Source organism: Nissabacter sp. SGAir0207 (assembly GCF_005491205.1).
In the GTDB taxonomy this organism is placed as follows: Bacteria; Pseudomonadota; Gammaproteobacteria; order Enterobacterales; family Enterobacteriaceae; genus Chimaeribacter.
The window spans coordinates 3,847,000-3,870,930 of sequence record NZ_CP028035.1; the positions used below are offsets into that span (position 1 = coordinate 3,847,000).

Sequence of the window (23,931 nt, forward strand, 5' to 3'; positions counted from 1 at the left end):
GGCTGATGACTCCACAACGTTACGCGCGAATCCGCGAAATGCTGACTGCCAGACAACCGGATCTCACGGTATGTATGGAGCAGGTGCACAAGCCCCACAATGTCTCGGCCGTGATCCGCACGGCCGATGCGGTTGGCGTCCACCAAATCCATGCGGTGTGGCCCACCAACCGTATGCGCACCCTGGTCTCCTCCGCGGCCGGCAGCAACAGCTGGGTGCAGGTCAAAACCCACAAAACCATCGTTGAGGCGGTCACCGCCATGAAACAGCAGGGGATGCAGGTGCTCGCCACCCATCTCTCTGACAAGGCAGTGGATTTCCGCGAGATCGACTACACCCGGCCCACCTGCATCCTGCTCGGGCAGGAGAAAACCGGCATCACCGCTGAGGCGCTGGCGCTGGCCGATCAGGACATCATTATCCCGATGGCTGGCATGGTGCAGTCGTTGAACGTCTCGGTTGCCTCGGCGCTGATCCTGTATGAAGCCCAGCGTCAACGGCAAAACGCCGGCATGTACCATCGCGATGCCTGTATGCTCGATGATGAGGAGCAGCAACGGCTGCTGTTTGAGGGCGGCTACCCGGTGCTGGCGAATGTCGCGAAGCGCAAGGGGCTGCCGCGCCCACATATTGATGATCAAGGCCAGATTGTGGCGGAGCCTACCTGGTGGGCCGCCATGCAAGCCATGGAGCGCTAAATGAAAGGACGCCTGCTGGATGCCATTCCGTTAACGTCACTGTCCGGGGTTGGGGCCAGCCAGGCGGGCAAGCTGGCAAAGCTTGGTCTGGAGACCATTCAGGATCTGCTGCTGCACTTGCCGCTGCGTTACGAAGACCGCACCCACCTCTACCCAATCAATGACCTTCTGCCGGGCATTTTCGCCACGGTAGAGGGTGAAGTATTGCGCACGGATGTCAGTTTTGGCCGTCGGCGCATGATGACCTGCCAAATCAGCGACGGCACCGGCGTCCTTACCCTGCGTTTCTTCAACTTCAATGCCGCGATGAAAAACAGCCTGGCCACCGGCCGCCGCGTCACCGCCTATGGTGAGATTAAGCGTGGGCATCATGGCGCGGAGATCATCCACCCGGAGTATCGCCTACAGGGCGACCACAGCGAGGTGGTGGTGGAAGAGTCCCTGACGCCGGTCTATCCGGCGACCGAGGGGGTTCGACAGGCCACGCTGCGCAAGCTGACCGATCAGGCGCTCGATTTGCTGGATACCGTGCCCATTGAGGAGTTGCTGCCGGAGGAGTTGCGGCGCGGCATGATCTCGCTGCCGCAGGCGCTGCATCTCTTGCACCGCCCACCGCCGGATGTGCGGCTGGAAGATCTGGAGAAGGGGCGCCACCCGGCGCAGCGTCGCCTGATCATGGAGGAGTTGCTGGCGCACAACCTCAGTATGCTGGATGTGCGCGCGGGCACCCAGAGCTATCAGGCGCTGCCGATTCCCCATGACACGGAACTCACCAGCCGTTTCCTCGCCTCCCTGCCCTTCCAGCCGACCGGCGCACAGCGGCGGGTAGTGGCGGAGATTGAGCAGGATCTGGCGAAAGGCTTCCCGATGATGCGGCTGGTGCAGGGCGACGTTGGCTCTGGCAAGACGCTGGTGGCGGCGCTGGCGGCGTTGCAAGTGATCGCCCAAGGCAAGCAGGTGGGGCTGATGGCACCGACCGAACTGCTGGCGGAGCAGCACGCCAATAACTTCCGCCAATGGTTTGAGCCGCTCGGCATCCAGGTTGGTTGGCTGGCCGGTAAACAGAAGGGCAAGGCGCGTCAGGCGCAGCAGGAGGCGATTGCCAGCGGCCAGGTCTCCATGGTGGTCGGCACCCACGCCATCTTCCAGGAGCAGGTGCAGTTCAACGGGCTGGCGCTGGTGATTATCGATGAGCAGCACCGTTTTGGCGTCCACCAGCGGCTGGCACTGTGGGAGAAGGGGCTGGTGCAGGGCTATCACGCGCACCAGTTGATCATGACCGCTACCCCCATTCCGCGCACGCTGGCGATGACCGCCTACGCCGATCTCGACACCTCCGTGATTGATGAGCTGCCGCCGGGCCGTACCCCGGTGACCACCGTCGCGATTCCCGATAGCCGCCGTGAGGACATCATTCAGCGGGTAAAAAATGCCTGCGAGCAGGAGGGGCGGCAGGCCTATTGGGTCTGCACCCTGATTGAGGAGTCCGACATGCTGGAGGCACAGGCGGCGGAAGCGACCTGGCAGGGGCTGAAGGAGGCGCTGCCCGGCCTGAACATCGGGCTGGTGCATGGCCGCATGAAACCGCAGGAGAAGCAGGCGGTAATGCAGTCATTCAAGCAGGGGGAGATCCAGTTGCTGGTGGCGACCACGGTGATTGAGGTTGGCGTGGATGTACCGAACGCCAGCCTGATGATCATTGAGAACCCGGAGCGGTTGGGGCTGGCGCAGCTTCATCAGTTGCGTGGCCGCGTCGGCCGCGGCGCGGTGGCTTCCCACTGCGTGCTGCTCTACAAAACGCCGCTGAGCAAAACGGCGCAGCGGCGGCTTCAGGTGCTGCGTGACAGCAATGACGGCTTTGTGATTGCCCAGCAGGATCTGGAAATCCGTGGGCCGGGCGAGTTGCTCGGCACCCGCCAGACCGGCAGCGCCGAGTTCCGCGTTGCCGATCTGCTACGCGATCAGGCGATGATTCCGGAAGTGCAGCGGGTGGCGCGCCATATCCACCAGCGCTACCCGGAACATGCCAGGGCGCTGATTGAGCGCTGGCTGCCGGAGCGCACCCGCTACACCAATGCCTGACGTGCCCGCTACAGGGCGAACGCTGGCAGCAGCAGGAACAGCTTAATCACCAGCGCGTTGACGATATCCATAAAGAACGCCCCGACCATCGGCACAATTAAAAAGGCGAGATGTGAGGGGCCGAAACGCCCGGTGATCGCCTGCATATTGGCGATGGCCGTGGGGGTCGCCCCCAGCCCAAAACCGCAATGGCCCGCCGCCAGTACCGCCGCATCATAATTCGCCCCCATCACCCGGTAGGTCACAAACACCGCATACAGCGCCATCGCCAGCGTCTGCGCCGCGAGGATCACCAGCATCGGCAATGCCAGCGCTGACAGCTCCCAGAGTTTTAGCCCCATCAAGGCCATCGCCAAAAACAGTGACAAACTGACGTTGCCGACGACCGACACCGCGCGGTCAAAGACCCGGTAGAGGCCCGAGGCAGAGAGGATGTTGCTGAGCACTACGCCGACAAACAGCACGCAGACAAATGTCGGCAGCTCGAAGGCGGTACCATGCAATTTCCCAGACAGGAAACTGCCCACCGAGAGGCAGATGGCGATCATGGCGATGGTTTCAATCAGCACCAGCGGCGTAATCAGTCGGCCGGTCAGCGGTTTCTCGAAGGCGCTGGGCGTCTCCAGATCCTCCGGGCGCCCCTCCGGCGTCATTGAGTGCCTGACCAGATAGCGTGCCACCGGCCCACCAACCAGCCCCCCCAATACCAAACCAAAGGTGGCACAGGCCATCGCCACCTCAGTGGCGTTGCTAAACCCATAGCGCTCACTGAACATCTTGCCCCACGCCGCGCCGGTGCCGTGGCCGCCTGACAGGGTAATGGAGCCGGAGAGCAGGCCGGTCAGCGGGTTCAGCCCCATCATGCTGGCCAGCCCAAGGCCAATCACGTTTTGCAGCACCAGCAGCCCCACCACCACAAACAGGAAGGTGACCAGCGAGCGACCGCCCTGACGCAGGCTGCCGATATCCGCATTCAGGCCGATGGTGGCGAAGAAGGCCAGCATCAGCGGCTCTTTCATGGTGCTATCGAAGCGGATCTCCCAGCCGGAAAGCTGCTTCACCAGCAGCAGGCCCAACGCCACCAGCAGGCCACCGGCCACTGGCTCCGGGATGGTGTAGCGGTTAAAGAGGGGAATGCGCTGGACGCACTTGCGCCCCAGCAGTAGCACCAGTGTTGCGGCGACCAGCGTGCCGAAGTTATCGAGTTCAATCATCAAAACACCCCAAAAAAGATAAAAATATATAAAAGATCAATTGGTTATTTTTATGCCAATCCCTTATGCGGGGCGGGCGATCCGAATTAAAAACCCAAAACCTTACCAAAGGCAAGGTTAAGCGTAACGGCGCGGCACGTCTGGGCGTGAAAGAATTTATCGACTGCATTCGCAAACGTTTGCTTTTGGGCTGGCAGGCTCATTAAAATGCCCCCTTTGCCGCCCCGGGAACCCTGATATGAGCGTACACACCGCCGAGCGGGAGTCTGGCACTGCCGCCACTCCCCACAATAGTGAATTGATCTACCGCCTGGAGGATCGCCCGCCGCTGCCGCAAACCCTGTTTGCCGCCTGCCAGCATCTGCTGGCGATGTTCGTGGCGGTGATCACCCCGGCACTGCTGATTTGTCAGGCGCTCGGCCTGCCCGCGCAGGACACCCAGCACATCATTAGCATGTCGCTGTTCGCCTCCGGCTTGGCTTCCATCCTGCAAATCAAGACCTGGGGGCCGGTGGGGTCTGGGCTGCTCTCCATTCAGGGCACCAGCTTTAACTTCGTCAGCCCGCTGATCATGGGCGGCATGGCGCTGAAAAACGGCGGCGCGGATGTGCCGACCATGATGGCGGCGCTGTTCGGCACGCTGATGGTCGCCTCTTGTACTGAGATTGTGCTGTCGCGCTTCCTGCATCTGGCGCGCCGCATCATTACCCCGCTGGTCTCCGGCATTGTGGTGATGATCATTGGCCTCTCCCTGATTCAGGTGGGACTGACCTCCATCGGCGGCGGCTACGGCGCGATGGCCGATCACACCTTCGGCGCGCCGAAAAACCTGCTGCTGGCCGCCTCGGTGCTGGTGGTAATCATTGTGCTGAACCGCCAGCGCAACCCCTACCTGCGCGTCGCCTCGCTGGTGATCGCCATGGCGGTCGGCTACCTGCTGGCCTGGGCGCTGGATATGCTGCCCGTCACCGCTGGGGCCACTTCGCAGAGCTGGATCATGCTGCCGACGCCGCTCTACTACGGGCTGGGCTTTGACTGGAACCTGCTGCTGCCGCTGATGCTGATCTTTATGGTGACCTCGCTGGAGACCATCGGCGACATTACCGCCACCTCTGACGTCTCGGAGCAGCCGGTCGCTGGCCCGCTCTACATGAAGCGCATCAAGGGCGGCGTGCTGGCGAATGGCCTCAACTCGTTGCTCTCGGCGGTGTTCAACACCTTCCCCAACTCCTGCTTCGGCCAGAACAACGGCGTGATCCAGTTGACCGGCGTGGCCAGCCGCTACGTCGGTTTTGTGGTGGCGCTGATGCTGGTGGTGCTCGGCCTGTTCCCCGGCGTCAGTGCACTGGTGCAGCACATTCCTGAGCCGGTATTAGGCGGCGCGACCATCGTGATGTTCGGCACCATCGCCGCCTCCGGGGTGCGCATTGTGTCGCGCGAGCCGCTGAACCGCCGCGCGATCATGATTATCGCCCTGTCGCTGGCCGTAGGATTGGGCGTCTCCCAGCAGCCGCTGATCCTGCAATTCGCCCCGGACTGGGTGAAGAACCTGCTCTCTTCCGGCATCGCCGCCGGTGGCATCACCGCCATCGTGCTGAACCTGGTCTTCCCACAAGAGAAGTAACGCCTTTCCCCCTGTCCTGCCGCGGCCAGTGTGATCACACACTGGCCGTTTTTTATGGAATGTGTTGGCCCTATCTATTGTGATAGCGGGCTGATTGCGGCATAAACAGGGTTACTTTGCGGGTAAGGGGTAGTGAGAGCGATGAAATTTCTCGGGAAAGTGCTGGCAACCGTGCTGTTGCTGTGTGTGCTGATCGTGGTGATAGGGTATCTGGTGTTACAGACCCCGTGGGCAGCTGGCTGGGTCAGCCGCTGGATCAGCGCCAACAGTGATTACCGGCTGGCGATTGGCAAGATTGACCATGAGTGGTCTTCTCCCATGGCGCTGACCCTGCATGATGTGCGGCTGACACCGGCGAACCAGCCCGCGCTGCTGGACGCTGGCGAAGTGAGCCTGGCGTTTAATTGGCACCAGCTCTCCCAGCCCGGCCACTTTGAGCGCCTGACGCTGCGCAACGGTAGCCTGAACCTCGGCAGTGGGCAACGCGCACTGCCGGTGGAGGCGGATCTGTTGCAGCTGAGCAATATGCGGCTGAACGCCAACGTCGATCGCCTCGCCATTGCTGCCCAACAGGTCAACGCGGGCGTCGCCCCGTGGCGGCCCACTGCCGCGCAGCCGCTGGGCAACGATGCCGAGTTCCAGTTGAGCGCCGGGGCATTGACGCTGAATGACATGCCCGCCTCGCAGGTGCTGATTCAGGGGCGTATCCAGCAAAACCGGCTGCTGCTGAATACCGTCGGCGCGGATTTCGCCCGCGGCCAACTGACCGCCAATGCCAGCCGTGACGCCGAGGGCAACTGGAACATCAACGCCCTGCGCCTGAGCAATATCCGCCTGCAATCGCCGCACACCCTCGCCACCTTCTGGCAGGATTTTCAGGCGCTGCCGAAAATGACCCTGAAGCGACTGGATGTGATTGACGCGCGCGTGCAGGGGCCGGACTGGGCCTTCAACGACCTTGACCTGACGTTGCAGGAGATCACCTTCGATCACGGCAACTGGCAGAGCGACGATGGTTCGCTCGCCTTCAATGCCAGCGACCTGATCAACGGCGACCTGCACTTCACTGACCCGATTGTCGATCTGGCTTTCGATAGTCAGGGCATCACCCTCAAGCAGCTCAGCACCCGCTGGCAGAACGGCCTGCTGCGCACCAGCGGCCACTGGGCGCGCGCCGACCAGCGCCTGCAACTGGATGAGCTGGTGGTGGCGGCGCTGGAGTACACCCTGCCCGCCAACTGGCGCGAACGCTGGATGCAGCCACTGCCGTCGTGGCTCTCTGGTGTCGGCGTCAGCAAGCTGACCGCCAACCGCAACCTGATCATTGATGTGACGCCGGACTTCCCGTTCCAAATTACCGCCGTGGATGGCATCGGCACGGATCTGGTGCTGGCGCGTGACCACCAGTGGGGCATCTGGGGCGGCAAGCTGACCCTGAACGCCAGTGACGCCACTTTCAATAAGATCGACGTGCGTCGCCCATCGCTGACCCTGACGGCGGATGACAACCAGATTGCCGTCACGGAGTTGAGTGCCTTTACCCAAGATGGGTTGCTGGAGTCAACGGCGACCGTCGGCCAACAGCCGCAGCGTCCCTTCAACCTCACCCTGACCGGGCGCGGCGTGCCGTTGCCGCTGGTACAGAACTGGGGATGGCCGGTGCAGCCGCTCAACGGCAGCGGTGCCCTGAGCGTGCAGTTGCAGGGGCAACTGGCAGCCGGGACGCCGTTGAAAAGCGGCCTGACGGGCCGCCTGACCGCCACCAACGCCGAAGGCCAGCAGGTGACGCAGGATATGGCCAATGGCGAGGTGATTGCCGCGCCGGTCGCGCCTGAGCCAGCCACGCCCGCCCCGACGGAGAGCGCGCCTCCTGCGTCCTCCCCGCAGCCCTAAAACGCGCAAAAAAAACGGGTGGCCTTGGCCACCCGTTTTCATTCCAACGCCGTGCTACTCGGCACGCAGCTCGGAGCCGCCCTTCTCCAGCGGTTCGTAGGGCATCGCCGGCAGCACAATGTAGGTGCCATCAAACACCGCGCCCTTCTCCTCATCGCCATACAGCGCCACCTCCAACTGCACCCGCGCCTTGCGGCCGCGCGCCAGCCGGTCGAGATCGCCGCTGATGGAACTGAGATCGGCCACCGCCCGCGGACGGCCGGTCACGGGTTTGCTGTAGCGGATGTGGGCATCCGCCAGAATGATGGTGCCGCCGAGGTGGCGCTCGCGCAGCAGCAGCCAGATCAGCCCCCAGCCGGTCAGGGTCGCCAGCGAGAAGAGACTGCCAGCGAACAGCGTGTGGTGTGGGTTCTGGTTGCCGGTCTCCGGCATGGTAGTGACGAAGCGCTGGCCGGTGTATTGGCTGATGCGCACGCCCATCTTTTCACTCAGCGGGATATGCTCATACCACGCCTGCTGGAGTTGGCCGCACCAGTCAGGACGGTGCAGGATGTCATCCAGCGTCACGACCGGCTTAATCATCAGGAAGTGGCGCACCGGCGTGGTCTGCGGGGCAAAAATCTCCCCTTGGTTGACGAAGCCCAGTTTGGCGAAGAACTCCACGGCGTCCTCGCGGGCGCTGCACACCACCCGTTTAACTCCCTCCTGGCGCGCCACGGACTCCAGCGTCATCGCGACCAGCGTGCCCAGCCCTTTGCCCTGTACCGCCGGATCGACCGCCAGAAAGCGGATGGCGGCCTCATTGTCGGCATTGATGTAGAGTCGGCCAATGGCGACGGTTTTGCCATGCTCATCCACCACCATCTGATGGTGGGCCATGGCGTCATAGGCATCTTTCTCCGATCCCAGAGGCTGGCGCAGCGGCTTGCGCAGCATCTCCCAGCGGAACTGGTAGTAGGCTTTCAGCTCCTGTTCAGTCACAGGTACTCGCAGGTGATACATAAAAGTCTCTCGTTGAATGGGTCAGTCAGCACCGACACCGCGCCCGGTTCTCTTCCGGCTACACCTGCAACCAGAAGGTCACTGGCCCATCGTTGACCAGCGACACCTTCATGTCGGCGGCGAAGCGGCCGGTTTCCGTGGCGATGCCGCGCTCCCGGCACTGGCCGGTAAAGTAGTCATACAGCCGTTTGGCTTCATCAGGCACCGCCCCGCGCGAAAAGCTTGGGCGCATCCCTTTTTGTGTATCTGCCGCCAGTGTGAACTGCGACACCACCAGCACGCTGCCACCGGCCTGCTGGACGTTGAGGTTCATCTTGTCATTCTCATCGCTGAAAATGCGGTAGCCCAGCACCCGCTCACAGAGGCGCGTCGCTTTCTGCTCGTCATCCCCCTGCTCGACCCCCAGCAGCACCAGCAGGCCCGGCCCAATCTCGCCGCACACCTCGCCCTCTACCGTGACGCTGGCCTGCAGTACCCGTTGAATCAATGCAATCATTGCTCTTTTCTCTCATATCTGGCGACGATGGCTTCGGCACGGCGCTGGCTACGGTACTCGCCGAGCGAGACCGTGATCTCCGCCCCCAGCAACACGATACACCAGCCGACATAAACCCACAGGAACAATATCGGGATTACCGCCAGGACACCATAGATCAGCTGGTAGGAGGGAAACAGCGTGATGTAGAGGGCGAACAGCTTTTTGCTCAGCTCGAACAGTATCCCGGCCACCAGCGCGCCAGCCAGCGCATCGCGCATCGGCACGCGCACCGTCGGCACCAGACTGTAGAGCAGCCAGAAGGAGATCCAGGAGAGCAGCAGCGGCAGTACGCGCAACAGCTGATCCACCATGCTGTGCAGCCCGTGGGTATTGGCCCAGTTCAGCGAGAGCAGGTAGGAGCTGATCGCCACGCTGGCGCCCACCAGCAGCGGCCCCAGCGTCAGCACCATCCAGTAGACGGCAAAGGAGTAGACGAAGGGCCGTTTGTTCTGGCTGCGCCAGATTTTGTTCAGCACGCTATCCACGGCGGCAATCAACAGCAGCGAGGTGACAATCAGCCCGCAGGTGCCGACAGCGGTCATCTGGCTGGTGTTCGACATAAACTGCTCCAGATAGCGCTGGAGGTTATTGCCGGCCGCTGGCATGAAGTTGCTGAAGATAAAGCCCCGCACCTGCGCGCTGATTTGCGAGAAGACCGGAAAGATGGAGAGCAGGGAGAAGGCGACAGTAACCAGCGGCACCAGCGACAGCAGCGAGACATAGGCCAGGTGGCCAGCCAGCAGGGTCAGGCCGTCGTGGTCGACGCGCTTTACCAGGATTTTCAGGTAGCGCACGCTGAAACGGAAGATTGCCAGCGTGCGCTCCGGTCTAAAGGTCAGCTTCACCATAAGCAATCAGACTCCTTCCGGCCCCGCCTCAGGAGAAGTAGGCCGGCACGGTATGGCTGTCGGTCACCAGCACCCCTTCGATGCCCAATGCCCGCGCGCCCTCGACATTGTCCAGCGAGTCATCAAAGAAGACCGCCTGATCGGGCTTTACCCCCTCCTGTTGCAGCACATGCTGGTAGATGCGCGGCTCCGGCTTGCGCATACCCAGCTCCTGCGACAGGTAGATGGCATCGGCGGCGGCGCGTACCTCCGGGTACTGTTCCGGCCAGTAAGTGCTGTGCAGCCGGTTGGTGTTGGAGAGCACCACCACCCGATGCCCCTGCTGGCGCAGGCGCTGCATGATGGCAATCACCTCTTTGCGCAGGCCAACGAACACCTCCTGCCAGCCGGCGGAGAACTGCTCGTAGCTCAGCGCGATGCCCAGCTCGTCACACAGCAGCGCGGCGAACTCCTCATCACTGATCTCGCCGCGCTCATGGCGGTGGAAGGCGTCCCCTTGGGTGAATCCGGCGCTCAGGGCGGCCAGCGGCACGCCGCTCAGGTTGCTCCACACGCCCAGTACACGCCGGAAGTCGATATCAACAATCACATTCCCTAAATCAAAGATATACAACATGGCACACTCCTGATTTTGCGATGCGGTTTTCCACTGTAGCGGGAAAGTTTAGCCCTGAACAGGGCGAAAGGCGGACGGAAATGCAGGAAAGATCCCAGACGGGAAGTGCGGGCATAAAAAAAGGACGCCCTAAGGCGTCCTTTTTGTCTCATGCAGCGAGGCGGCGGAGGATTAACCCTCTTTCGGGCCGCGGCTTGCACGTTTACGGTCGTTCTCGGTCAGGTGACGCTTACGGATACGGATGGAGGTTGGGGTCACTTCCACCAGTTCGTCGTCATCGATGAACTCCAGAGCCTGCTCCAGGGACATCTTGATCGGCGGAACCAGAACCGTTGCTTCGTCCGTACCGGACGCACGCATGTTGGTCAGTTTCTTACCGGTCAGGCAGTTCACGGTCAGGTCGTTGGAACGGGAGTGAATACCGATGATCTGGCCTTCATACACTTCCGCACCGTGGCCCAGGAACAGCTTGCCGCGATCCTGCAGGCTGAACAGGGCGAATGCCACTGCCTTGCCCTGGCCGTTGGAGATCAGCACGCCGTTCTGGCGCTGGCCGATTTCACCCGGACGCACGTCGTCGTAGTGGCTGAAGGTGGAGTAGAGCAGACCAGTACCAGAGGTCATGGTCATGAACTCGGTACGGAAGCCGATCAGGCCACGTGCCGGGATCAGGTAATCCAGACGGATACGGCCCTTGCCGTCAGGGATCATGTCCTTGACGTCGCCCTTACGCTCACCCATCGCCTGCATCACAGAACCCTGATGCTGCTCTTCGATGTCCAGCGTCACGTTCTCGAACGGCTCTTGCGTGCGGCCGTCGATTTTGCGGTAGATAACCTTCGGACGGGATACGGCCATCTCGAAGCCTTCACGACGCATGTTTTCGATCAGCACCGACAGGTGCAGTTCGCCACGGCCGGAAACGCGGAACGCGTCAGCGTCTTCGGTCTCTTCCACGCGCAGTGCCACGTTGTGCACCAGCTCTTTGTTCAGACGCTCAAGGATCTGACGGGAAGTGACGTACTTACCTTCTTTACCGCAGAACGGCGAGGTGTTGACGTTGAAGTACATGGTCACGGTCGGCTCATCCACGCTCAGCGCTGGCAGCGCTTCCACGCTCTGCGGGTCGCAGATAGTGTCGGAGATGTTCAGCTCGCCCAGGCCGGTGATAGCAACGATGTCGCCAGCTTCAGCCAGTTGGGTGTCGATACGCTCCAGGCCCAGGTGGCCCAGTACTTTACCGACTTTACCGTTACGGGTTTTGCCTTCGCTGTCGATAACCGTAACCTGCTGGTTCGGCTTCACTTTACCGCGCTTGATGCGGCCGATGCCGATTACGCCCAGGTAGTTGTTGTAGTCCAGCTGGGAGATCTGCATCTGCAGCGGGCCGTCGAGGTCAACGTTCGGTGCAGAAACGTGGTCAACGATCGCCTGATATAGCGGGGTCATGTCTTCCGCCATGTCATTGTGGTCGGTGCCCGCGATGCCCTGCAGCGCAGAAGCATAGATCACCGGGAAGTCGAGCTGCTCGTCAGTCGCATCCAGGTTAACGAACAGGTCGAACACCTGATCGACAACCCAGTCCGGACGCGCGCCCGGGCGGTCAACTTTGTTGATGACCACGATAGGTTTCAGACCGTTGGCGAAAGCCTTCTTGGTCACGAAACGGGTCTGCGGCATCGGGCCATCCATTGCGTCAACAACCAGCAGCACCGAGTCTACCATGGACATCACACGCTCTACCTCGCCGCCGAAGTCGGCGTGCCCTGGGGTATCCACGATGTTGATGCGGTAGTCGTTCCAGTTAATGGCGGTGTTTTTTGCGAGGATGGTAATCCCACGCTCTTTCTCCAAATCGTTGGAGTCCATTACACGCTCGGTTGCTTCAGTACGTTCGTCGAAGGTACCGGACTGTTGCAGCAACTTATCAACCAGGGTGGTCTTCCCATGGTCAACGTGCGCAATAATGGCGATGTTACGCAAATTTTCGATCACAGCTTTGCCTCAGGCATTAGAAATAGCGCGCTATTGTACACGTATTAATCGAGGTTCTAAACAAGATCACATCGCACAACGTAAAACAACATGACTCCGGTTAGTTTGTGATCCCTTTCACGGTGCAATGTTTACAAATTCGCCCTTTTGCGCACCAAAACAGCGCACACTTTTCGCCCGTACGCACCTTTTTGGTGCAAAAATCCCATGCTGGTGCATACTGGTGGGGGAGTAAAGGCACGAAAAGAGGGATAAATCAGCGCTTCGAAAAGTTGGCACACTTCTCGCTTATATCTACACAGAGCGAAAAGCGAATCAGGGTGAAACGCCTGGCAAAAGGCGAGCCGCTACTCTGCAACGGGAATTCGTTCCACGACGACAAAAAAATCCGGGAGAAACTAGTATGTCCGCTGAACATGTTTTGACGATGCTGAATGAGCATGAAGTGAAATTCGTTGACCTGCGTTTCACTGATACCAAAGGTAAAGAGCAGCACGTCACTATTCCAGCCCACCAGGTAAACGCTGACTTCTTCGAAGAAGGCAAAATGTTTGATGGTTCTTCCATCGGCGGCTGGAAAGGCATCAACGAATCCGACATGGTGCTGATGCCGGATGCCAGCACCGCGGTGCTTGACCCGTTCTACGAAGAGTCAACCCTGATTATTCGCTGCGACATTCTTGAGCCGGGCACCATGCAGGGCTATGACCGCGACCCGCGTTCCATCGCCAAGCGCGCCGAAGAGTTCCTGCGCTCCTCTGGCATCGCCGACACCGTGCTGTTCGGGCCAGAGCCGGAGTTCTTCCTGTTTGACGACGTGCGTTTCGGCAGCAGCATCGCCGGTTCCCACGTGGCCATCGATGACATCGAAGGCGCCTGGAACTCCTCCACCAAATACGAAGGCGGCAACAAAGGCCACCGTCCGGCCGTGAAAGGCGGCTACTTCCCGGTTCCGCCGGTTGACTCCTCCCAAGACCTGCGCTCCACCATGTGTCTGACCATGGAAGAGATGGGCCTGGTGGTTGAAGCGCACCACCACGAAGTGGCGACCGCTGGTCAGAACGAAGTGGCAACCCGCTTCAACACCATGACCAAGAAAGCGGACGAGATCCAGATCTACAAATACGTGGTACACAACGTGGCCCACGCATTCGGCAAGACCGCGACCTTCATGCCGAAACCGATGTTCGGTGACAACGGCTCTGGTATGCACTGCCACATGTCGCTGTCCAAAAATGGCAACAACCTGTTTGCGGGCGACAAGTACGGCGGCCTGTCTGAAATGGCGCTGTTCTACATCGGCGGCATCATCAAACACGCGAAAGCGATCAACGCCTACGCCAACCCGACCACCAACTCCTACAAGCGTCTGGTCCCGGGTTATGAAGCACCGGTCATGCTGGCGTACTCCGCCCGTAACCGTTCCGCCTCCATCCGTATCCCGGTGGTGGCAAGCCCGAAAGCGCGCCGCATTGAAGCCCGCTTCCCGGATCCGGCTGCCAACCCGTACCTGGCGTTCGCTGCCCTGCTGATGGCTGGCCTTGATGGCGTCATCAACAAGATCCACCCGGGCGATGCGATGGACAAAAACCTCTATGACCTGCCGCCGGAAGAAGAAGCAGAAATTCCAAAAGTGGCCGGTTCCCTGGAAGAAGCGCTGGCCTGCCTGGATGCAGACCGCGAGTTCCTGACCCGTGGCGGCGTATTCACCGATGACTCCATCGATGCCTACATCGCGCTGCGCAAAGAAGAGATGGACCGCGTGCGCATGACGCCGCACCCGGTTGAGTTCGAACTCTACTACAGCGTGTAATCGCCCAGGTCAGACGATTTTTTGTTGCCGTGGAAACTTTCAGCCCATCTTCGGATGGGCTTTTTTCTCCACGCTCTTGCCTGCAATATTCCGCTAATCGGTAATAATTACCGCCAGGACAGATAATTCGCACCACTCTGGTGCAGGAGACTGCTTTATGGCAACTGGCAAGCTGCCCGATGCTGGGCAGATCCTGAACTCCCTGATCAACAGCATCCTGCTGCTGGACGAGGAGCTCGCCGTTCACTATGCCAACCCGGCCGCGCAGCAATTGCTGGCGCAAAGCTCGCGCAAGCTGTTTGGCACTCCCCTCCCCGAATTGCTGGGCTACTTTTCGCTGAACATCGGACTGATGCGCGAGAGCCTCAATGCCGGGCAAGGTTTTACCGACAACGAAGTGACACTGGTGGTGGATGGGCGCGCGCACATCTTCTCCCTGACCGCACAAGCGTTGCCGGAAGGATTTATTCTGCTGGAACTGGCCCCGATGGATAACCTCCGCCGCCTGAGCCAGGAGCAGTTGCAGCACGCCCAACAGGTCGCCGCGCGCGATCTGGTGCGCGGGCTGGCCCATGAGATTAAAAACCCCCTCGGCGGTTTGCGCGGCGCGGCACAGCTCCTGTCAAAGGCGCTGCCCGACCCGATGCTGAATGAGTACACCAAGGTGATCATTGAGCAGGCCGACCGCCTGCGCAATCTGGTGGACCGCCTGCTGGGGCCTCAGCGGCCCGGGCAGCACATTACCCAGAGCATCCATCAGGTGGCCGAACGGGTCTGCCAATTGGTGTCGCTGGAGAAGCCCGCGAATGTCACGCTGGTCAAGGATTATGACCCGAGCCTGCCGGAACTGGCGCACGATCCGGATCAGATTGAACAGGTGCTGCTGAACATCACCCGCAATGCCTTGCAGGCGCTGGGTGAACAGGGTGGCACCATTACCATCAGAACCCGCACCGCCTTCCAGATCACGCTGCACGGCGTACGTTATCGTCTGGCCGCGCGGATCGATATTGAGGATGACGGGCCGGGCGTGCCCTCACTGTTGCAGGATACGTTGTTCTATCCCATGGTGAGTGGCCGGGAAGGAGGGACAGGTCTGGGCCTGTCCATTGCACGGAATCTGATCGATCAGAATTCAGGGAAAATTGAATTTAACAGTTGGCCGGGCCATACCGAATTTTCGGTTTACCTGCCTATTCGCCAGTGAGGTTTGCTATGCAACGAGGGATAGTCTGGATCGTCGATGATGATAGCTCCATCCGCTGGGTGCTGGAACGCGCACTCACCGGGGCGGGCCTGAGCTGCTCCACCTTTGAGAGTGGCAGTGAAGTGCTGGATGCTATTGCCACTCAAACCCCTGACGTGTTGCTGTCAGATATTCGGATGCCGGGAATGGATGGGCTGGCGCTGCTGAAGCAGATTAAACAGCGCCACCCGATGCTGCCGGTGATTATCATGACCGCCCACTCTGATCTGGACGCGGCGGTCAGCGCCTACCAGCAGGGGGCATTTGATTACCTGCCCAAGCCCTTTGACATCGACGAGGCGGTGGCGCTGGTAGAGCGCGCCATCAGCCACTACCAGGAGCAGCAGCAACCGCCGCGCAGCCAGCCGGCCAGCGGCCCGACCGCCGACATCATCGGCGAAGCGCCGGCGATGCAGGATGTCTTCCGCATTATTGGACGGCTGTCGCGCTCCTCGATCAGCGTGCTGATCAACGGGGAGTCCGGCACCGGCAAAGAGCTGGTGGCCCATGCGCTGCACCGCCACAGCCCGCGCGCCAAGGCGCCCTTTATCGCGCTGAACATGGCTGCCATCCCGAAGGATCTGATTGAGTCCGAGCTGTTTGGCCATGAGAAGGGGGCATTTACCGGTGCCAACCAGATCCGCCAGGGGCGGTTCGAACAGGCGGACGGCGGCACCCTGTTCCTCGATGAGATTGGCGATATGCCGCTGGATGTGCAGACCCGCTTGCTGCGCGTGCTGGCAGATGGCCAATTTTACCGGGTCGGCGGCTATGCGCCGGTCAAGGTGGATGTGCGCATCATCGCCGCCACCCACCAGAACCTGGAGCTGCGCGTGCAGGAGGGCAAGTTCCGTGATGACCTGTTCCACCGCCTGAACGTCATCCGCGTCCATCTACCGCCGCTGCGCGAGCGCCGCGAGGACATTCCACGGCTGGCGCGCTACTTCCTGCAAGACGCGGCCAAGGAGCTGGGCGTGGAGGCGAAAAACCTCCACCCGGAAACCGAGGCGGCGCTGACCCGCCTGCCGTGGCCGGGCAACGTGCGCCAGCTGGAGAATACCTGCCGCTGGCTGACAGTGATGGCCGCCGGGCAGGAGGTGCTGATTCAGGACTTGCCGGGCGAACTGTTTGAAACCAGCGCGCCGGAGAGCGGCGGGCCGTCGCTGCCGGATAGCTGGGCGACGCTGCTGGCGCAGTGGGCCGACCGCGCGCTGCGTTCCGGCCACCAGAACCTGCTCTCTGAGGCGCAACCGGAGATGGAACGCACCCTGCTGACCACCGCCCTGCGCCATACCCAAGGGCACAAGCAGGAAGCGGCCCGCCTGCTCGGCTGGGGACGCAACACCCTGACGCGCAAGCTGAAAGAGCTGGGCATGGAGTAGCACGCCAACGGCTCACATTGTGCGATTTTTGTCCTTTACTTCCCGGTGCGGCGTATTAAGATTTAGGCGCTAAACCGGGAGATAGACGATGACTCATGCAGTGTGGATGTTTCTGTCGCAAGGCGCTGAAGTGACATCGGCAACCGTCAGCCACTCCCCGCAAACGGTCGCGGCGGCGGTGCTCTGTTATGCGCTGATGAGCCTCTTTCATTGAAAAAACAGCCGCTGATGCGGCTGTTTTTCTATCCTCAAATCACCCGTGAGAACTGGCTCTGTCGCGCCTGCTGGCGCAGGTAGGGGTCAAAGCACATGCAGACGTTGCGGATCAGCAAGCGCCCGCGCGGCGTCACGCGGATCGCCGCGTCCGTCACCTCCACCAGCCCATCCGCCGCCAGCGGGGCCAGCAGCGCCAGATCCTCCGCGAAATAGTCACGGAAGCGGATGCCGTACTGGTGCTCCAGCGCGGGCATCTCCAGCCGGAAGTGGCAGATCAGCGTGCGGATCAGGTCGCGTCGCAGGCAATCATCTTGCGTTAGCGCCAGCCCACGCCACAGCGCGTCCTCCCCGGCATCCAGCCGCGCGTAGTAGGCCTTCAGCGTCTTCTCATTCTGCGCGTAGCTGTCACCGAGCATACTGATGGCCGAGACGCCCAGCCCCAGCAGATCGGCGTCGCCCTGGGTGGTGTAGCCCTGGAAATTGCGGTGCAGCCGCCCCTCGCGCTGGGCGATTGCCAGCTCATCATCTGGCTGGGCAAAGTGGTCCATGCCGATGAACTGGTAGCCCGCGCCGGTCAGGGTGGCGATGCTCTGTTGCAGGATGGCCAGCCGCTGCGCCGGTGTCGGCAGATCCGCCTCCTTGATTTTGCGCTGGGCGGCGAACAGCGTGGGCAGGTGCGCATAGTTAAAGACGCTGAGACGATCGGGGCCGAGTTCCGCCACCCGGTGCAGGGTGTGGGCAAAGCTCTCCGGCGTCTGCTTCGGCAGGCCGTAAATCAGGTCGATGTTGGTGGAGCGGAAGCCCAGCGCCCGCGCCCGTTCCACCAGCGCAAAGATAAACGCCTCATCCTGTTCACGGTTGACCAGCCGCTGTACCTCTTTGTTGAAGTCCTGCACGCCCATGCTGAGGCGGTTAAACCCCTCGGCACGCAAGTGGTCCAGCATCTCCAGCTCGATTTCGCGCGGGTCTACCTCCAGCGACTGCTCCACCTCCGGCAGGAACGTGAAGTGTTCACGCAGCAGCGCCATCAGCCGGCTAACCTGCTGTGGGCTGAGGAAGGTGGGCGTACCGCCGCCCCAGTGCAACTGGCTCACCTGCCGGCCGGCAAACAGCGGCGCGCGGAGGCGGATCTCTTTCTCCAGATAATCGAGATAGATCTCGGCCTTGTGCGATTGGCGGGTGACGATTTTATTGCAGCCACAGAAGTAGCAGAGCTTGTGGCAGAACGGAATGTGGACGTAGAGGGAGAGCGGGCGTTCAGGGTAACGGGCCGCGGCCTGTTGGAAGGCATCGGCGCCAAAGCCAGAGTGGAACTCCAGCGCCGTGGGGTATGAGGTGTAGCGTGGCCCTGACTGGTTATACTTCTGGATCAGGGCCGAATCCCAGATAACCGCCTGTTCAGACATATCACTCACTCCTTACGGGATCGTTGCCTACCGCGTCGGGGGAGAGGTGAAGACCTCATCATTCTGACTGCGGTGGCGCTGCGCAATCGGGCTTTGCGTTGCGACAGCCGCCACAGTTTACTCAATAACCCTACCAGATAACACATAAGCAGTAGGGCTATTGCCGGGATAATCCAGCTCACGGCTTAGAAGGCGTCTTTCGGGTTCCCACGCTTGAGCAGCTGGAACATGTCCTCTTTCGGCTCTTCTTCGTCGATCTCGTCGTCTTCATCATCGCCCAGTTCAATACCCAGCAGCTCCATCAGCACGTCGATGCGATCCAGGGTCTGGTCAACGAACGCCTGATCTTCTGCGCTCAGGGTCTCGCCGTCGTCCAGCTTGTCGAGCAGGGCGTCCAGACGCGGATCGTTCTCCAGCATCGCCAGCTCCTCTTCCGGAGACAGACGCGGCTTATTCTCTTTCTGGGGGGCTGGTTTCTTCTTGGCATTGCCGTAGACCGTCTCTACCACCAGCGGAACCGGCTTTTTGCTGCCCAGACGCGGGTCACGCTTCTCTTGCGCGGCCGCTTTGCTCTGTGCGCTCTCCGGGTTGGCGCGGGAGCCGGCAACCAGGCCACGGCGTTTTTTCTGACGCTTGCGTTCGCGCGCTTCTAAATCCAGCTCGACACGACTTTTCTTCTTGGTTTTGGGTGCCGCTGCTTTCGCGCGTGGCGCTTTGGATGACTGGTTCATAGCATCTGCTCTCAGGGAAAGGTCACTTTCAGTATAGAATTGCGCCGGAATCTAGCAGAAAGCGGCCAAATAAAAAAGGCGACAGGGGGCCCTGACGCCTTTTTATCTGCTTCCCAGTCTGAGAAGCGATGTTTTTACCCAGCCACCCGGCAAAATATCCTTTTTTGCCGGTCTGGGATCGCCCCCCGCTCCGCCTGATCCTTCAGGCGCTGGCGCTGGGCGCGACGAGTAGGAGCATCCTGCCAGCGTCATCCTGACGGTCCCTTTCCTGTGGATGCCGCCCCCGGCAGCATTGATGCACTCCCTGCCTTCACTCCCTGGCGATCGCGCTTCCCTATCCTGCGATCGCGGCGCTCCTGCGCCTCCACTGCTCCTGCCCTGACTACTCTACGGATTTCATTCGGTGTCACAACCCACCGCACGGGGCGGCAGGCTGGCGGCTTTTACTAATTCATTGAATATATTGTTTTTGATGAATCATTAACTCAAATTATAAGTAAAAACTGCCGGCACGCATGGCAGATCTCTCACACGCGCGAGGTGAATTCCTTGCAATCTGGCTGCGAGCGGGGAGAAAAACCGACAAACATGCCGCTTTTGGCAACGATGCAGTTATAATCGCCAGCCAGATACTCAGCCTTACGGAGACCCCATTTTGACCAGCCAAACTTATAACTATCAGGTGACCCATTTTGTCACCAGTGCTCCGGACATCCGGCATCTGCCTGCGGATGAAGGCATCGAAGTGGCTTTTGCCGGCCGCTCCAACGCAGGGAAGTCGAGCGCGCTCAACACCCTGACCAACCAAAAAAACCTGGCCCGTACCAGTAAGACGCCGGGCCGTACCCAGCTGATCAACCTGTTTGAGGTTAAGCCCGGCCTGCGTCTGGTTGACCTGCCAGGCTATGGCTACGCGGAAGTCCCGGAAGAGATGAAACGCAAATGGCAGCGGGCGCTGGGTGAATACCTGCAAATGCGCAACTGCCTGAAAGGGCTGGTGGTGCTGATGGACATTCGCCATCCGCTGAAAGATCTGGATCAGCAGATGATTCAGTGGGCGGTCGCCGTGGAGATCCCGGTGCTGGTGCTGCTGACCAAGGCCGACAAACTGGCCTCTGGCGCGCGCAAGGCGCAGCTGAACATGGTGCGCGAGGCCGTGCTGCCCTTTATGGGCGACGTGCAGGTTGAGGCGTTCTCCTCCCTGAAGAAACTGGGCGTGGACAAACTGAGCCAGAAACTCAATAGCTGGTTCAGCGAACTGCCGCCTGCGGTAGTGGAAGAGTCAACGGACGACGCGGAGTAACCCTCCCCGTCCGATCAAAAAAGGCAGCCCGTGGCTGCCTTTTTTGTTGCCGCGGGCGACGCGCTTTTTGCGGGAAAAAGCGGCCACGTTGCTGGCGCGGCCCAATAAAAAACGCCCCAGTCAAAACTGACTGGGGCGGCTAATATTCAGCCAAATCCGATTACGTGAAGTAAAAGGTCTGAAAGATAGAACATCTTACCTCTGTACCCTACACCGTTAACTCTACAACATTTTTTCAGAGCACAAAAGAATTTTTTGTAGTTTACTTACACAAAATCGCGGCTTTTAGCGGCATATAGCGTCAGATCTTCTGCTTATGGTGTAGCTTAATTACAAAAAGTGCTTAGGATCTGCCCGTTTAGTGCGCCTGATCCCAGTTATCACCCACGCCCACTTCCACTTGCAGCGGCACATCCAACGCCATGCTCTGCTCCATTAGCGAGCGGATCTTCTCAGAAGCCTCCTCCAGCACCGACTCATGCACCTCAAACACCAGTTCATCGTGCACCTGCATAATCATACGCACGTGCGGATCCTGCTGCTGTTGTAGCCACTCATCCACGGCGATCATCGCGCGTTTGATGATGTCGGCCGCGGTGCCCTGCATCGGGGCGTTGATCGCGGCACGCTCGGCACCCTTACGGCGCATGGCGTTCTTGGAGTTGATGTCCGGCAAGTAGAGGCGGCGGCCATCCAGCGTAGTGACGTAGCCCTTCTCCGCCGCCAGCTTGCGTGTGCTGTCCATGTAGGTCAGCACGCCCGGATAGCGCTCGAAGTAGAGATCCATGTAGCGCTGGGCCTCGTGGCGCGGAATGTTAAGCTGGCGTGCCAGACCGAAGGCGCTCATGCCATAGATCAGGCCGAAGTTGATGGCTTTCGCGCTGCGGCGCTGATCGCCCGTCACCTTCTCCAGCGGTGCGCCAAACACCTCCGCCGCGGTGGCGCGGTGAATGTCCTCACCGCCGGCAAACGCATCCAGCAGCCCTTTGTCCTGTGACAGGTGGGCCATGATGCGCAGCTCGATCTGCGAGTAGTCCGCCGCCACGATTTTGTAGCCCTCAGGTGCAATAAACGCCTGACGGATACGACGCCCCTCTTCGTTGCGCACCGGGATGTTTTGCAGGTTCGGATCGCTGGAGGAGAGCCGCCCGGTCGCCGTCACCGCCTGATGGTAGGAGGTGTGCACGCGGCCACTGGCCGGGTTGATCATCTGCGGCAGCTTGTCGGTGTAGGTGGATTTCAGCTTCGCCAGGCTACGGTGCTCCAGGATGACCTTCGGCAGCGGGTAGTCGAGCGCCAGCTCCGCCAGCACCTCCTCATTGGTTGAGGGGGCACCGCCGGGGGTTTTCTTCAGGATCGGCAGCTTCTGTTTGTCATACAGGATTGCCTGTAACTGTTTGGTGGAGGAGAGGTTGAATGGCTCCTCCGCCAGCTCATGCGCCTGAGTCTCCAGTTCATTCAGCCGCGCCGTCAGCTCCTGCGAGTGCGTCGCCAGAATGGCTTTGTCGATCAGCACACCGGTGCGCTCCATCCGCGACAGCACGGGCACCAGCGGCATCTCAATCTCATTGAAGACCACGGGCAGCCCTTCGCTGGACTCAATCTTCGGCCACATTGCCTGATGCAGTTGCAGCGTGACATCCGCATCTTCCGCCGCATAGTGGCTGGCCTGCTCCAGCGCGATCTGGTTGAAGGTCAGCTGGTTTTTGCCTTTGCCAGCGATCTCCTGGAAGGAGACGGTTTTATGGCCCAAGTGGCGATCGGCGAGCGTATCCATGTCATGGCGGCTGGATACGCTGTCGAGCACGTAGGACTCCAGCATGGTATCGAATGCCACGCCGCGCAGCTCAATGCCATAGCGCTTCAGCACGCCCTGATCGAACTTCAGGTTCTGGCCAATCTTCAACGCCTTGTCGCTCTCCAGCAGCGGTTTCAGCTTTTGCAGTACGCTATCCAGATTCAGCTGATCGGGCGCATCAATGTAATCGTGCCCGACGGGCAGATAGGCCGCTTTGCCCGGTTCAATGGCGAACGACAGACCCACCAGATTGGTGGTCAGGGTATCAAGGGAGTCGGTTTCGGTGTCAAAGGCGAACTGCCCGGCGGCGGTCAGCTTCTCCACCCACTCATCCAGCTCTGCCTCCGTCAGGATGGTGACGTACTCATCCTGCGCCAGCTGGTTACGCGGCACCTCCGGCGTGGCGGCTTCCAGGCTGGCCGTACCGTTGGCGGCTGGCGCTTTGCTGTTGGTCAGCCATTTGCCAGCCTCCAGATCGCTCAGCCAGCGTTTAAATTCGTAACGGCTGAACAGCGTATGCAGTTCGTCGACGGCGGGTGCCATCACGTGGAGCTGATCACCATTTACCTCCAGCTCGACATCCGTCTTGATGGTTGCCAGTTTGTAGGAGAGGTAAGCCACCTCTTTGTTCTGCTCCAGCTTGGCAGCCATGGTTTTCGCGCCACGGAAGCTCAGGCCGGCGATGGCATCCAGATTGGCGTACAGATCATCCAGCCCGCCAATGCCTTGCAGCAGCGCCTGAGCGGTCTTTTCACCGACACCCGGCACGCCCGGAATGTTATCGGAGGAGTCGCCCATCAGCGCCAGATAGTCGATGATCAAGTTCGGCGGCACGCCGTATTTGGTAATCACCTCATCCGGGCCGAGGATCGCATTATTCATGGTGTTGATCAGCGTAATATTGGGCGTCACCAGCTGTGCCATATCTTTATCGCCGGTGCTGATCAGCACCGCGTGGCCAGCATGTTCCGCCTGAAGCGCCAGCGTGCCGATCACGTCATCCGCTTCTACGCCAGAGACCGCCAGCAATGGCAGGCCCATGGCTTTCACCATCTCATGCAGCGGCGCGATCTGCGCGCGCAGATCGTCCGGCATCGGCGGACGGTGGGATTTATACTCGGCGAACAACTCGTCGCGGAAGGTTTTGCCTTTGGCGTCAAATACCACGGCCACGTGGCTGGGTTGGTACTGCTGCAACAGGCTCTTGAGCATGTTGATCACGCCGTACATCGCGCCGGTTGGTTCGCCAACGGAGTTGGTCAACGGCGGGAAGGCATGGTATGCGCGGTAGAGGTAAGAAGAACCATCAACCAGGATCAGGGGATTTTCTGCAATATGTGCCATAGCGACTCTTTTTCGTCTTCGGTCAATCTTCTAAGGATGCCATAGCTGGCCAGAAAGGCGAACCATTGGCAGGACATCCATCAGGATCAATTCACCCCGTGGGGCGGCGATCGCCAAGATCAGTGCTGTGGATAACTTTGTGCATAAAAGATCGCGCTTTTGCAACCATTTCCAGATCCACG

The 23,931-nt window shown here is 60.4% G+C and carries 18 protein-coding genes; 9 read left to right on the top strand and 9 right to left on the bottom strand.

The genetic code is table 11. The features are described 5' to 3' along the window. Positions 1–5 precede the first annotated feature (5 nt). On the top strand, positions 6–698 hold the full coding sequence (gene trmH / locus C1N62_RS17310; RefSeq protein WP_137764785.1) for a tRNA (guanosine(18)-2'-O)-methyltransferase TrmH: 693 nt from the start codon (positions 6–8) through the stop codon (positions 696–698). Continuing rightward, complete coding sequence (recG, locus tag C1N62_RS17315; protein ID WP_137764786.1) at positions 699–2,780, top strand: ATP-dependent DNA helicase RecG; 2,082 nt, start codon at positions 699–701, stop codon at positions 2,778–2,780. It begins immediately after the preceding gene. An 8-nt stretch (positions 2,781–2,788) separates the two neighbouring features. Here the strand turns inward: recG and gltS are convergent, their stop codons facing one another. After that, entirely contained in the window at positions 2,789–3,994 is a 1,206-nt protein-coding gene (gene gltS, locus C1N62_RS17320) for a sodium/glutamate symporter (RefSeq protein WP_137764787.1), read from the bottom strand. Positions 3,995–4,232: 238 nt separating this feature from the next. On the opposite strand from gltS, the gene C1N62_RS17325 reads away from it, so the two are divergent. Both C1N62_RS17325 and C1N62_RS17330 read left to right on the top strand, forming a co-directional pair. Next, positions 4,233–5,618: an NCS2 family protein gene (locus C1N62_RS17325; protein ID WP_137764788.1), complete on the top strand. Its 1,386-nt coding sequence runs from the start codon at positions 4,233–4,235 to the stop codon at positions 5,616–5,618. A gap of 141 nt (positions 5,619–5,759) precedes the next feature. After that, on the top strand, positions 5,760–7,511 hold the full coding sequence (locus C1N62_RS17330; RefSeq protein WP_137764789.1) for an AsmA family protein: 1,752 nt from the start codon (positions 5,760–5,762) through the stop codon (positions 7,509–7,511). 54 nt (positions 7,512–7,565) lie between these two features. Here the strand turns inward: C1N62_RS17330 and fabY are convergent, their stop codons facing one another. From fabY to typA, 5 genes are all read right to left on the bottom strand, one after another. Beyond that, a complete protein-coding gene (fabY, locus tag C1N62_RS17335; protein ID WP_137764790.1) occupies positions 7,566–8,513 on the bottom strand; it encodes a fatty acid biosynthesis protein FabY in 948 nt (315 codons plus the stop codon). Positions 8,514–8,571: 58 nt separating this feature from the next. Beyond that, entirely contained in the window at positions 8,572–9,009 is a 438-nt protein-coding gene (gene dtd / locus C1N62_RS17340) for a D-aminoacyl-tRNA deacylase (protein WP_137764791.1), read from the bottom strand. Continuing rightward, entirely contained in the window at positions 9,006–9,899 is an 894-nt protein-coding gene (locus C1N62_RS17345) for a virulence factor BrkB family protein (protein WP_137764792.1), read from the bottom strand. The genes dtd and C1N62_RS17345 overlap by 4 nt, the downstream gene beginning before the upstream one ends. A 28-nt stretch (positions 9,900–9,927) precedes the next feature. Continuing rightward, on the bottom strand, positions 9,928–10,515 hold the full coding sequence (yihX, locus tag C1N62_RS17350) for a glucose-1-phosphatase (protein ID WP_137764793.1): 588 nt from the start codon (positions 10,513–10,515) through the stop codon (positions 9,928–9,930). A 171-nt stretch (positions 10,516–10,686) separates the two neighbouring features. Beyond that, positions 10,687–12,510, bottom strand: coding sequence for a ribosome-dependent GTPase TypA (gene typA, locus C1N62_RS17355; RefSeq protein ID WP_137764794.1), 1,824 nt, complete (start codon positions 12,508–12,510; stop codon positions 10,687–10,689). A gap of 403 nt (positions 12,511–12,913) precedes the next feature. Here typA and glnA point away from each other — a divergent pair, with 403 nt between their 5' ends. The 4 genes from glnA to C1N62_RS17375 all read left to right on the top strand — a co-directional run bounded on the left by glnA (position 12,914) and on the right by C1N62_RS17375 (position 17,165). Beyond that, positions 12,914–14,323, top strand: coding sequence for a glutamate--ammonia ligase (gene glnA, locus C1N62_RS17360; protein ID WP_137764795.1), 1,410 nt, complete (start codon positions 12,914–12,916; stop codon positions 14,321–14,323). Positions 14,324–14,480: 157 nt separating this feature from the next. Beyond that, complete coding sequence (glnL, locus tag C1N62_RS17365; RefSeq protein ID WP_137764796.1) at positions 14,481–15,530, top strand: nitrogen regulation protein NR(II); 1,050 nt, start codon at positions 14,481–14,483, stop codon at positions 15,528–15,530. 8 nt (positions 15,531–15,538) lie between these two features. Further along, a complete protein-coding gene (glnG, locus tag C1N62_RS17370; protein WP_137764797.1) occupies positions 15,539–16,951 on the top strand; it encodes a nitrogen regulation protein NR(I) in 1,413 nt (470 codons plus the stop codon). A 106-nt stretch (positions 16,952–17,057) separates the two neighbouring features. Continuing rightward, on the top strand, positions 17,058–17,165 hold the full coding sequence (locus C1N62_RS17375) for a YshB family small membrane protein (protein WP_240775793.1): 108 nt from the start codon (positions 17,058–17,060) through the stop codon (positions 17,163–17,165). A gap of 34 nt (positions 17,166–17,199) precedes the next feature. Here C1N62_RS17375 and hemN read toward each other — a convergent pair whose 3' ends face one another. Together hemN and yihI are read right to left on the bottom strand one after the other, a co-directional pair. Beyond that, complete coding sequence (gene hemN / locus C1N62_RS17380; protein WP_137764799.1) at positions 17,200–18,573, bottom strand: oxygen-independent coproporphyrinogen III oxidase; 1,374 nt, start codon at positions 18,571–18,573, stop codon at positions 17,200–17,202. Between the two features lie 185 nt (positions 18,574–18,758). Further along, entirely contained in the window at positions 18,759–19,304 is a 546-nt protein-coding gene (gene yihI, locus C1N62_RS17390; RefSeq protein ID WP_137764800.1) for a Der GTPase-activating protein YihI, read from the bottom strand. Between the two features lie 655 nt (positions 19,305–19,959). Between yihI and yihA the strand changes: the two genes are divergently transcribed. After that, entirely contained in the window at positions 19,960–20,607 is a 648-nt protein-coding gene (gene yihA / locus C1N62_RS17395) for a ribosome biogenesis GTP-binding protein YihA/YsxC (protein WP_137764801.1), read from the top strand. Positions 20,608–20,965: 358 nt separating this feature from the next. Here yihA and polA read toward each other — a convergent pair whose 3' ends face one another. Beyond that, positions 20,966–23,749: a DNA polymerase I gene (gene polA, locus C1N62_RS17400; protein ID WP_137764802.1), complete on the bottom strand. Its 2,784-nt coding sequence runs from the start codon at positions 23,747–23,749 to the stop codon at positions 20,966–20,968. Positions 23,750–23,931: the final 182 nt, after the last annotated feature.

Excerpts from the sequence above, each read along its gene's own strand:
- trmH (WP_137764785.1), top strand. The coding sequence starts at position 6 with ATGACTCCACAACGTTACGCGCGAATCCGCGAAATGCTGACTGCCAGA.
- recG (WP_137764786.1), top strand. The coding sequence starts at position 699 with ATGAAAGGACGCCTGCTGGATGCCATTCCGTTAACGTCACTGTCCGGG.
- gltS (WP_137764787.1), bottom strand. The coding sequence starts at position 3,994 with ATGATTGAACTCGATAACTTCGGCACGCTGGTCGCCGCAACACTGGTG.
- C1N62_RS17325 (WP_137764788.1), top strand. The coding sequence starts at position 4,233 with ATGAGCGTACACACCGCCGAGCGGGAGTCTGGCACTGCCGCCACTCCC.
- C1N62_RS17330 (WP_137764789.1), top strand. The coding sequence starts at position 5,760 with ATGAAATTTCTCGGGAAAGTGCTGGCAACCGTGCTGTTGCTGTGTGTG.
- fabY (WP_137764790.1), bottom strand. The coding sequence starts at position 8,513 with ATGTATCACCTGCGAGTACCTGTGACTGAACAGGAGCTGAAAGCCTAC.
- dtd (WP_137764791.1), bottom strand. The coding sequence starts at position 9,009 with ATGATTGCATTGATTCAACGGGTACTGCAGGCCAGCGTCACGGTAGAG.
- C1N62_RS17345 (WP_137764792.1), bottom strand. The coding sequence starts at position 9,899 with ATGGTGAAGCTGACCTTTAGACCGGAGCGCACGCTGGCAATCTTCCGT.
- yihX (WP_137764793.1), bottom strand. The coding sequence starts at position 10,515 with ATGTTGTATATCTTTGATTTAGGGAATGTGATTGTTGATATCGACTTC.
- glnA (WP_137764795.1), top strand. The coding sequence starts at position 12,914 with ATGTCCGCTGAACATGTTTTGACGATGCTGAATGAGCATGAAGTGAAA.
- glnL (WP_137764796.1), top strand. The coding sequence starts at position 14,481 with ATGGCAACTGGCAAGCTGCCCGATGCTGGGCAGATCCTGAACTCCCTG.
- glnG (WP_137764797.1), top strand. The coding sequence starts at position 15,539 with ATGCAACGAGGGATAGTCTGGATCGTCGATGATGATAGCTCCATCCGC.
- C1N62_RS17375 (WP_240775793.1), top strand. The coding sequence starts at position 17,058 with ATGTTTCTGTCGCAAGGCGCTGAAGTGACATCGGCAACCGTCAGCCAC.
- hemN (WP_137764799.1), bottom strand. The coding sequence starts at position 18,573 with ATGTCTGAACAGGCGGTTATCTGGGATTCGGCCCTGATCCAGAAGTAT.
- yihI (WP_137764800.1), bottom strand. The coding sequence starts at position 19,304 with ATGAACCAGTCATCCAAAGCGCCACGCGCGAAAGCAGCGGCACCCAAA.
- polA (WP_137764802.1), bottom strand. The coding sequence starts at position 23,749 with ATGGCACATATTGCAGAAAATCCCCTGATCCTGGTTGATGGTTCTTCT.